Source organism: Alteromonas sp. AO-Serp (genome assembly GCF_017849675.1).
Taxonomy (GTDB): domain Bacteria; phylum Pseudomonadota; class Gammaproteobacteria; order Enterobacterales; family Alteromonadaceae; genus Alteromonas; species Alteromonas macleodii.
The window spans coordinates 1-10,871 of sequence record NZ_JAFLMX010000084.1; the positions used below are offsets into that span (position 1 = coordinate 1).

A 10,871-nucleotide genomic window follows, 5' to 3' on the forward strand; every position below is an offset into this window, starting at 1 on the left:
ATCGACATGTCGCTAGCGATACATGACAAATAACGTAGAAAGTAAGACAGGCACAATATGTATATGCCGTACACAAAGATGCCTGTCTTGTTTAGTCTTACGAGATGGTCTTTCGCCGCTTCGCTACACCTATAAGAACGGGCCAAGCGTGGAATGCTCGATCTACCTGATTTACAGCCATAATATGAGACTCCTAGGTAAGAGTGAGACAGACAAAGACCTATAACTTCGTAGAGAAAAATGCTGAGGTGGTTTAATTGAGTTGACCAGTCCAGTTAAGGATATAATTGAACTTTAGCTGGAGAAAGTAAATGGCCGGAAGAAAGCGGTATACGAAAGAATTTAAACTGGATGCTGTGAGCCTGGTGCTAGACCAAGGTCACACGCGCTCTGAAGTCGCAAAAATGTTGGATGTGAGTCAGCAAATCATTGGCCGCTGGGTCAAAGAGTTTCAACAAGATGATGACGGCCATGCGTTCAGAGGAAACGGTAAACTGACGCCAGAGCAGGCAGAAATCAGAAAGCTGAAAGCACAGGTGAAACAGCTTGAAATGGACAAACGCATCCTAAAGGAAGCATCTGTATTCTTCGCCAAAGAAATGAAGTGAAATACGCGTTTATCGCCGAGCGAAAGAATACCTATCCTGTTGATCGGTTGTGCCGGTTACTAGGCGTAAAGCGCAATGGGTTTTATAGATATATGAAAACTCAACATCAACCTACAACGGATGATGACAAGCGAAAAGAAATAGTAGAATGGATGCACAAGATTGCCAAAGCCAGTGAGCATAGTTATGGCAGTCGACGGATGCAAAAAGCACTGAATTGTTTGGGCTATCCTATTGGTAGGCGTCTTACACGCCGACTGATGAAAGAAGCAGGCGTGCAAGTTCGCTACAAGAAAAAATATAAGGTCACGACAAACAGCAACCACACGTTACCAATATTTGACAATGTGCTCGACAGACAATTTGATGTTGATGCACCCAATCTAGCTTATGTGCAGGATATTACTTATATCTGGACACAAGAAGGCTGGTTATATTTGGCCGTTGTTATTGATCTTTACTCAAGGAAAGTCGTTGGCTGGAGTATGGGTTCAAGAATGAAAGCTAAATTAGTATGTGATGCGCTAACGATGGCGATATGGCAGCGGAATCCAAAAGCCGGATTGGTTGTCCATTCAGATCGCGGCAGCCAATATGCGAGTGCAGACTATCGGCGCTTGCTTAAAGGACACCAATTTGTTGGCAGTATGAGTCGAAAAGGTGATTGTTGGGATAATAGTGTTGTTGAGAGTTTCTTCGGTAGCTTGAAGCAAGAACTGGTGCATTGGAAGCAATACCAAACTCGTTATGAAGCACAGCAGGATATGCTGCGATACATCACAACATTTTATAATCCTGAACGGTTGCATTCGTATCTAGATTACAGAAGTCCAAATCAATATGAGGCGGACATGAAGAAATTGAAAAAAGTAGCTTAACTGGGTTGGTCAATTTTGGTTGACCACGTCAGATAATTTACCCGGTCACAAAGTTGAATTGTCCATAAATAGGTTAGGTGCTAATGATGAGGATGATTTTATTACTGATATTCCAATATTCTTTTTTGGCGGTAAACAATTTAAAGGAATAAATGAAAACCGTTTAATTGGATACTACAAAAAAGCAATAGTGTATCGAAAATCGCAGCGACTACCAGTAGATATGGTAACGCACGAAAAAAATCAACTAAAGTACTATCGATTTAAAGCGAAAGCTGAAGATGTCGTATTATTAAAACAAGTTGATCGGACTACTAGGTTTTCGCCCACGACCCAATCGCAATGGTGTTTTACTCCAAAGAAATATATTAACGTCGTTAAAAATATCTCTTTTTCAAAAGGTTCCATAGAAAAAAACTCTCCCAGAAAGTCTGGTAGAAAAAATACACCTTATTTACAGCGTATTGAAGTTGAGCGGAAAGCTGTAGCATTAACGATAACGCATTATGAGGAGTTCGGTTATGAGTATATCAAATCCGTAGAAAGCGAAAACTGCGGTTATGATCTAGAGATAGGTAAGGGTAAAGGTAAATTATGTGTAGAAGTAAAAGGTAGAGGCCAACAATCTCCAGACATAACATTGACTCCGAACGAATATAAGTATTTTAAGGAAAGAAAGAAAAACTATCGACTCGTAATTGTTACAGGATGTATGACCGATGAACCAAAAATTTTTATTTGTAAATTTAAGAATAAGAAGTTAATTGTCATAAACAATCAAGAAATGTCAGTAGTTGGAAAGACTGTGGAATCTTTCAGGTTACAAATTAATTAATCATGGGGTGAGACTTTTCTAGATACTTTCAATAATTACAAGCTTAGTTTTTATATAATACAATATTTATAGAAAAACTCAGTAAAGTGATAGTCATGGCAACTTTTTTACTTAGTACTACATAATTATAAAGTAGTTAAGTGTCTAGAGAGTTCTAGTCGATTCACTGGGCTAATAAATACACGCTTCCCTACAGGTATACCGTTTCGTATTTGATTGGCGCTAGCAGCTTGAGAATACGGTTTTCTTGCTGATAGGTTAGCCCCACATCGCGCATCGCGCCTTGGACATACTCCACCAATATGTAAAATTCACGCTCCTTAATATTGAGACCCGTGTGAGACTCCAACATTGTTTTTCCATCATATTCGCAAGGCCCGCCAATAAGCTCGCATGTTTGCAATACAAGTTGATCTCTTAAATGTTTTTTGGGAACACCTTTGAAGTAATGACCAATTACGGGGTCAGTGTAAATTCGTGTAATCGCTACACCGTATATGGTATTGAGCGTTTTATGGCCGCCAATTTCTTCATAAAGGCTTTGTTCAGGAGCGCTGGCGCATGCGGTTATCAATACGCTTAACGCAGCAATTACCATTAACCGGAAGCAGTGTCTGATCATTTCGTTCCCCTATCAAAAAGTGCTGTTTACCGTTAGATAAAATCCTGAAGAACTTTCTTGCAAAGGTAAATTGCCCAAATCCACATAGGCAGCGGTAATCGAAATAGATTTATTTGGGAAGTAGGCAATAAAGGCATCAACAACGGTGTCTTCTTCAGCTAAGCCTCCTAATCGATTGGTTTGCGTTCTAAACTCTGTGCCAATTGCTGTGGTAGGGCTAATTAATACCGCTAAAGAGCCCTCCCACTCGAGCTTAGCGCTATCGTTGTTTTCAGAACCAAATCCAAGTAAGCCAAACACATTCGCCTTTGTATATCGCGCGGTAAGATTGGCGAGTAAATTATAACCTGATGGAGTGCCTAACCACAGTTTCGTGGCTGAAAGGTAAACGTCGGTACCACTGTCGTCTTTCGCACCTAGCAGCATTGGTACGCCTACGCCGGGCAAGGGGGTCGTACCGTCGGGTAGCGAAAGAGCGCTGTCGTAGTCTCTGTTTTTCTTGTATTGTGCGCCGATGGATACTTGGGGTATCCATGAGTTTTGAGTAAAGACGCCATCGCCAAGAACCTTAACTTTTGCACCGATTATATCTTGCTCAATGGTGGTGCTGTTGGCGTTTGTAATAGCACCTTCTGTGAGTAACGCGAAAACGTTGCTTGTTAACCCTGAAGCAATATCGAGGCGCTGTCGCTGCACGCTAAGCTCTATACGGTCAAACAAACTAACGCTTGCCCCTGCTGTTGTAAGGGAATAATCGCTTAGGCTTAAGTACTGAATATTTGCCGAATAACTGACCTCTTCTTTACTCGCGTATCCGCCAATAAATGCCCAAGGCGTAATGCCGCCACCCGCAGTGCCCTCGAAACCTGTAATACCACCAGATGCAATTAAGCGAGATCCACTGTCTGCGAGTACGGGAGACGATGCGAGAAAAAGAGGGAGAAGCAAATGCCTAATCATAAGGTAAACCTAATGTTTTTAAATGGTTTTTTGTAATTCTATTTATCAGCATAGCGCTTAACCCATGAATTGTGAAATGCACGCTGCTGGCGATACTAGCTATTATCGAATTTTTATTATCAAAAAATATTTGAAACTGATTCGTTTTTTATAGGGCTTATCATTGAAAAGCCGAATCTATACCATACACGCCATATTCATTGAGTACTTTAATTTTCTGTTCGCAGCATTCATGCGTGAACAACAAATAGCAGACGTATTGAGGAGTTAGTTGTGTCTCATCCAATTATTGAAGATTTAAATAAGCGTTACACGGTTAAACAGTACGATGCGAGTAAACGCATTTCAGCTGACGATCTTGCGACAATTCTTGAGGCGTTGAGACTATCAGCGTCTTCAATCAACTCTCAGCCATGGAAATTTGTGGTTGTTGAAAGTGATGAAGCCAAGCAGCGTTTACACGATAGCTTTGCCAACAAGCATCAGTTCAATCAGCATCACGCTAAAGAAGCATCGCATACTATTCTGTTTGCTTATGATCCTAAATTTACGAAAGAGAAATTTGTAAAGCGTGTCGATGCAGAAGTATCGTCTGGTCATTTACCCGAAGATATGCGTGAAAACTTCATGGGCGCTTACGCATTTGCTGAAGCGAACACCGATGAGAACGGTAACAACGCGGCTTGGACCAAAGCGCAAGTTTATCTAGCGCTAGGCAATGTTCTTCACACGCTGGCGCGTTTAGGCATAGCGTCTACGCCGATGGAAGGTGTTGACGCCGAATTGCTTGGCGAACAGTTTAAAGATGAGCTAGACGGCCACGTTTGCGAAGTGGCACTTGCCATGGGCTACCCAGATACAGAGCAAGATTGGAACCATGGTTTACCGAAAGCACGCCTTGCAAAAGAAGATGTGATCGCGGTTGTGTAATACCTGACAACACAAGCTTGCAATGATTATAACAAAGCCCGCTTAGTGCGGGCTTTGTTTTACTTTCTTACTTTTGTGTTCTGGCTTCCATTTCCTGTGTTCACTTATAACTTCTTTTACTTTGCGCACCGACAGACGCGGAAAAACGCGCACTAATGTAAGAAGTATTGCTCTGCGAGTTGTTGATGAATGTCGGCAAAATCAATTTGAAGCTCGTCGATATAGTTGTGCAGCGCTCGTCCTCGAAGTGTCGCAACAGGCTGCTTTTCTAAATCACTAATACTGTGGTCAATTCGCTCTATCATCGCTTCATTGTCGGGCAAGTTGAGGAACAAACTCTTTAGTTTGTTCAAGCAGAACAACACACTTCGCGGAAACTCCTTGCTATGTAGCATAAATAACAACACATCGCCCGGACGTATGCGAACGCCCATTTTCTGGCGATACATTTGGTAGCCGCTCAGGCTTCTAAGTACGCTCATCCATAAGATGTTTTCGAATGGCAGGTCACTCATGTCTTCGGTAAGGGTCGATGAGCGAACGTCAATTATCCTTGATGTCATATCAGCCCGCTCCAATGCCGCACCAAAGCGCCAGAAGAAATAGCCTTCATCGTGGCTCATGCTGGCATCCATGGTTCCAAACATTAGTAAACACTGATTGATTACCTGTTTTAAACTTGCAAAGCGCCCGCGTTTACTTAGAAAGCTTGTACTGTTCTCTTTTACCGATAAGTGAAGTGCGTTCAGCGTTTCCCACACTTCTCTTGGAATAACGTCTCTGATTGTGCGCGCATTATCTCTTGCGTATTGAAGCGAATTCAATATGGAAGACGGATTGCGTGTGTCTACCGTCAGGAACTTAACGACATTCTTCTCGCTGTATTCATTATAAATGGCCTCAAATGGTTCGCGATTTCCTGTTATGTCTAGCAATGGCTCCCAGCCTGGCGAAAACCCTTTGGGTAAGTCCATCAGCAGGAGGTTGTTAACATTGATCAAGCGGGCGAGATTTTCAGCCCTTTCAACGTAGCGCGCCGTCCAATAAAGCGTTTCAGCAACTCGTGATAACATGTCAGTCCCTCCTAATCCACAATCCAAGTATCTTTACTACCACCGCCTTGTGATGAATTGACCACGAGGGAACCTTTAACAAGGGCAACCCTAGTGAGGCCTCCCGTTGTGACATAGGTGTGAGTACCTGATGAAAGGATGAAAGGGCGAAGATCCACATGTCGCCCTTCAATTGTAGAACCGTCAATAGTAGGGACGGTAGACAAATTCAAGGTAGGCTGTGCTATCCAGTTTCTGGGGTCAGCCTTTATTTGAGCAAGGGTTTCTTGCTGCTGCTTTTTGGTTGATTTTGGGCCAATTAGCAAGCCGTAGCCTCCCGATTCATTGGCAGGCTTTATTACAAGCTTGTCGATATTGGCTTCAACATATTTGAAGTCTTCGGGCTCGTAACAACGGTAGGTCTCTACGTTAGGCAGCTTAATCTCTTCATCCAAATAATAGCGAATCATGTCAGGTACATAGGTGTACACCACCTTATCGTCTGCCACGCCAGCCCCTGGGGCGTTGATCAGCGTTACCTTTCCTTTACTCCACGCTCGCATTAGCCCGGGAACGCCCAACATCGAATCAGGGTTAAACGCTTCTGGGTCTAAAAACATATCGTCAATACGGCGGTAGATAACGTCCACTCTGCGTAGGCCTTTAATCGTCTTCATATATACGCAGTCGTCTTTTTCTACGGTTAGATCTCGACCTTCTACTAGCTCACACCCCATTTCCTGAGCAAGATAGCAGTGTTCAAAGTAGGCAGAGTTGTAGATACCGGGTGTAAGTACCACAACTTCAGGCTTATCCTGAGGACGCGGTGATAGACTCGACAACATGTCGAACAGCTGTGAGGGATAGTCGTTTACGGGAAGAATATCCATTTTCTCGAACATGTCTGGAAAGACACGCTTCAGCACTGAGCGGTTTTCTAACATGTAAGACACGCCAGAAGGTACGCGCAGGTTGTCTTCCAGTACGTAAATCGTGCCGTCGCTATCTCGCACTAAATCAGAGCCGCAGATATGTGCCCAGATACCGTTTGGGGGAGAAACACCTACGCACTGCTTTCTAAAGTTCACGGACTTATCGAGAAGCGCTTTAGGAAAAACGCCATCTTTAATAATCTTCTGATCGTGATACAGATCGTCGATGAACATATTAAGGGCTTTTACGCGCTGTTTAAGTCCTTCTTCTACGCGTTGCCATTCTTTATTTGGGATAATACGAGGAATGATATCGATGGGCCACGCTCGGTCAATTGAACTTCCTTCACCATAAACCGTGAAGGTAATACCCATTTCTTTTACCACCAACTCGGCGGCGTCTTGCGCGTTTTTGAGTTCTTCTTCACTTAATTGCGACAAATAATCCATTAACGGCGCACCGTGAGGGCGGGGTTTTCCATTTTTATCTATCAGTTCATCGTAAAACTCGGAAAAATTGCAGTGTTCCAGACTCACAGCTTTCGATAACGTCTGACTTTGTTTTTGACTACTCAAACTACGCTCCTTATTGTCCGCGATTCATATCCACTGAAACGTCTAAAACCTGATTTCCACCACCAAACATAATGCCCTTAAGCGGTGTGATATCTGCAAAATCTCGTCCGACAGCTAACGTAACGTGCTGGTCGTAGGGTTTCAAATTGTTGGTCGGGTCGTAATCAATCCAACCAGAGCCCGGTACAAAAAGCGCAACCCAAGCGTGGGTGGCGTCTGCACCAGTAAGCTTTTCCTGACCCGGTGGTGGAATCGTTTCGATATATCCACTTACATAGCGCGCCGCCAAACCAATACTGCGTAAGCAAGTAAGCGTTAGGTGCGCATAGTCCTGACATACGCCCCGCTTGTGCTCAAACACGTGGCTTACTGGGGTGTTAATCGTCGAAAAGGATGGGTCAAAGGTAAAATCGTTAAAAATGCGGTTCATTAAGTCGTCGCACGACTCTACGATAGAGCGGCCAGGCGTAAACGACATCAAGGTATAGTCTAAAATCGCTTTATTGGCCTGCGTTAAGCGAGTAGGAATACTGAAAAACTGCGCTGCCAACATGCTCTGATCTACTGGGTAGCGGATTTGATCTCTCACGCTTTCCCATTGCGTATTGTGCGCAAACAGACCTTGTAATGGTGCTCCTTGAATTTCAACTTCACTGGTTGCGATGACCTGCATTTCTTCATGCAAAGTGGGTATTTCAAACACCGTTACCGTGTTGTCGAAGTAGTCTTTAAACTTTGCCTGATAGTCAGGTTCAGGCACAATGGTGACACTGGCGCTAATCCTCTTTTGATTAAAGGTGTTTAGCGGTATTAGGCGGGCATGGTTTTGTGTCAGGCTCACCTTGTCGGAATACTTGTAGGTAGTGACGTGACGAATGGTGTACTTCATTTTTTCACCTCACTTTCATTCGGACTACTGGCATCAGGTGCACTGACTAATGGAACTGTCGCTTCCTCATCTATTGGTTTTTCGACGATCTGTACAGACGCGGTGCCAATGCCAGACCAGTGCAGTTGTGACGCAGGCTTAGTGTGGCTGAAGTATTGAGTTTGCATCATTTCGCTAAATTTCTGCAGTTGTGATGTCACGCTTTTTAGTAAAGACACCAAGCCCGAAGGTGCTTGATTAGTGTTGATATTTAAGGTCTGTCTGTCAGCCAGCGCGAAGCTTGCTTTTAACTGCAACAGAATTTTCTCAGTGGTACTTAAAAAGCCGGGTTTGGCGCTTACCGGCAAGCTTTCGCAAAGCTCGGTAATTTTTTGGATTTGATGAGCTAATGAGCGCGGGTATTCGGCATCTAAAAGCAATAGCTCTAATCCCGTTTCAATACTTTGAAACGCTCGGTATCGGCGTCTGTGGGTAATAGCGCTCACTTGCGCCACCAACACGATTTCCAGCACGTTTTGTTGCTCAGCTTCGGGAAGCGGAAATTGCAGCAGGTTTTGCACCATAGACACAAGCTGTTTACTGCGCTCTAACCGTCGTCCAATTTCTATCATAAAGGCGCCATTACTTTTAGACAGGCTGTCTTGAATAGAACCGTTAAACGCCATGGTAAGCCCAATTAATTTATCGAGTGTACTTTGTAATCTGTGCGTCGGAGTCTGCTCGGTAATGGTACTAAATTCGTGATGTTCCTCTTCTAGGCTTTCGATAATGCGCAAGCTGTCATAAGAAAGTAGTTCTCTCACTTGCAGCGCGCTTTGCACCACCATATTAATGCTACTGTAAAGGCCGCCAGCGAAGGAATTATCGTTAATTAGCGATATCACTAATTCTTTGAATCCTCCTTCGTTCACGGTTATTTTCGCTGCGTCTGGCGTAAGGTAAGGGTAAATTAATGCCTGCTGTTCTAACCCAGATTTAAATCGTAACAGGGCATTTCTGTGCGCCTCATCGGGGTAAATGGCAAGCTCAGTGAATTTGTCTATAAATACCCTGACCAACCGAATCACGTTTTCACTTCGCTCTACCGCACAGCCCAACCAAAATAGGTTTTCCGCCGTTCTGCTAGGCAATAGCCCCTCGACTAGCGCTAAGTCTGCATCTGATTGCAGTGATTTGGGAATAGAAGGCGCACGCTCTTGTGGCGGACCTATGGTTTCAACCCACGTGTCCTTTATTTCTGTTTTGCCATCGGTGCGCGCTGCCTTAGGCGTAAAACACATGGCTGAGGGGAGAATAAAAACTTGCCCTTGTGAGTACAACGCATAGCAACGCATAATGACGGGCTTACTTACCAGCCCTTTATCGTGCCAAAATGGCGTATGCGAAAGATTCACTTTTTTTCGCCAGAATAGGTCGGTTAACGCTACCGTTTGTAGTGTATTTGCAATAGCGTCAGCGTCTTTTTCACCGTCGTATTTTAATTCAGGGTCAACATAACTTAATAACTCATATCCCGACCAATCGCTTTGCGTAAGGTTTTCTGCGGGAAAGGTTTCTTGTTGGCGAAGCAGTAAAGATTCACCATTAAAAAACTCAGCGGCCCTATGCAAATTGTTTTTGATGGCAGGAATTTGAATAGCGCCATTGCCCAAGGGGGTGAGCAATACCACGTTCTGAGTTCGGACTGCATGAATAAGCCCGGGAATCCCGAACGCTGAGTAGTCAACTTGCTCCAGTGAATCTAAGAATCTGTCCTCAATCCAGCGCAAAATGACATCAACTTTTCGTAATCCGTCTAAAGCTTTAAGCCAGACTTGTCCTTTCCTCACCGTTAAATCAGCGCTTCTTACCAGGGTGTACCCCATGTAAGTGGCAAGATAGGCTTGCTCAGAATAATACTGATCGTCTGGACCTCTGCACAAAATAACAATGCGCGGGTCATTAATCGCAGCGGTTTCTTGGTCAATAGCATGTTGAAGTTGCTCAAAAAAGCCTGCTATTCGCTGCACACCACATTCAGCAAACTCCTCACTCATTACCCTTCTTGCCACAATCCTGTTTTCCAGCAGCAGTCCAAGACCGCGAGGGAACTGGCAGTGATCGTTCAGCATGAAATACTCGCCGTTTACATCTTGGGCTATGTCAAACGCGCTTAGAAATACACCGTTGTTTAACGAGGAAAGCGTGTGGCTCTCGGCAAGATAGTAAGGATGACGCATCAAGTGGTCTGTAGAGAAAACGCCGTTGGTTAGCGTTTGCCTGTCTGAGTTAAGGTCTAATAGCACTTTATTGAGCAGTAAGACTCGCTGTTCAATGCCGCGGCTGAGCATTTCCCAGTCTTGGCTTGAAATGAGCATAGGCAAGGGATCTAGCTGCCAATTCTGGTGTTCATCGATATCCGCAAAACCACTGTTTCGCATTAGTCGGCGAATTTCATTTGCTCTAAAGGACAGCTCGTCACTGTTAAGGCCTGACAAACGAGAAAATAACGTATTGAGCAGACGTTTGCTCTCATCCGCAGCAGTGCTCGAATTGATATAGCTGCTAAGCCATTCTGGCATGGTGAAATCTTCACTCATAAAATCGATT

Annotated in this window: 9 protein-coding genes; 3 read left to right on the forward strand and 6 right to left on the reverse strand. The window is 44.1% G+C overall.

All coding sequences use genetic code 11. The features are described from left to right. Positions 1-311 precede the first annotated feature (311 nt). Together QVA83_RS06880 and QVA83_RS06885 are read left to right on the forward strand one after the other, a co-directional pair. Positions 312-1,486 (forward strand): IS3 family transposase gene (locus QVA83_RS06880; protein ID WP_085929716.1). Its coding sequence is split into 2 segments (ribosomal slippage): positions 312-582 and positions 582-1,486, totalling 1,176 coding nucleotides; the frame shifts between segments, so codons are not numbered across the junction. 19 nt (positions 1,487-1,505) lie between these two features. Continuing rightward, entirely contained in the window at positions 1,506-2,321 is an 816-nt protein-coding gene (locus QVA83_RS06885) for a protein NO VEIN domain-containing protein (protein ID WP_287498271.1), read from the forward strand. Between the two features lie 190 nt (positions 2,322-2,511). Here QVA83_RS06885 and QVA83_RS06890 read toward each other — a convergent pair whose 3' ends face one another. Further along, a complete protein-coding gene (locus QVA83_RS06890) occupies positions 2,512-2,943 on the reverse strand; it encodes a group I truncated hemoglobin (RefSeq protein ID WP_014948363.1) in 432 nt (143 codons plus the stop codon). 12 nt (positions 2,944-2,955) lie between these two features. Next, positions 2,956-3,903 carry a DUF3034 family protein gene (locus tag QVA83_RS06895; protein WP_156077935.1) on the reverse strand — a complete coding sequence of 316 codons (948 nt, stop codon included), beginning with the start codon at positions 3,901-3,903 and terminating at the stop codon, positions 2,956-2,958. Positions 3,904-4,176: 273 nt separating this feature from the next. Here QVA83_RS06895 and QVA83_RS06900 point away from each other — a divergent pair, with 273 nt between their 5' ends. Continuing rightward, positions 4,177-4,833: an NAD(P)H-dependent oxidoreductase gene (locus QVA83_RS06900; RefSeq protein ID WP_069943783.1), complete on the forward strand. Its 657-nt coding sequence runs from the start codon at positions 4,177-4,179 to the stop codon at positions 4,831-4,833. Positions 4,834-4,985: 152 nt separating this feature from the next. On the opposite strand, the gene QVA83_RS06905 is transcribed toward QVA83_RS06900, so the two are convergent. From QVA83_RS06905 to QVA83_RS06920, 4 genes are read right to left on the reverse strand one after another with little or no spacing between them, the layout of a single operon-like run. Then, positions 4,986-5,906 (reverse strand): alpha-E domain-containing protein, encoded by a 921-nt coding sequence (locus tag QVA83_RS06905; RefSeq protein WP_014948366.1) that lies wholly within the window; start codon positions 5,904-5,906, stop codon positions 4,986-4,988. Between the two features lie 11 nt (positions 5,907-5,917). Further along, positions 5,918-7,393 (reverse strand): circularly permuted type 2 ATP-grasp protein, encoded by a 1,476-nt coding sequence (locus QVA83_RS06910; RefSeq protein ID WP_014948367.1) that lies wholly within the window; start codon positions 7,391-7,393, stop codon positions 5,918-5,920. 10 nt (positions 7,394-7,403) lie between these two features. Continuing rightward, positions 7,404-8,282, reverse strand: coding sequence for a transglutaminase family protein (locus QVA83_RS06915; RefSeq protein WP_156077936.1), 879 nt, complete (start codon positions 8,280-8,282; stop codon positions 7,404-7,406). Beyond that, positions 8,279-10,861 carry a circularly permuted type 2 ATP-grasp protein gene (locus QVA83_RS06920; protein ID WP_156077937.1) on the reverse strand — a complete coding sequence of 861 codons (2,583 nt, stop codon included), beginning with the start codon at positions 10,859-10,861 and terminating at the stop codon, positions 8,279-8,281. Before QVA83_RS06920 ends, QVA83_RS06915 begins: the two co-directional genes overlap by 4 nt. Between the last annotated feature and the right edge of the window lie 10 nt (positions 10,862-10,871).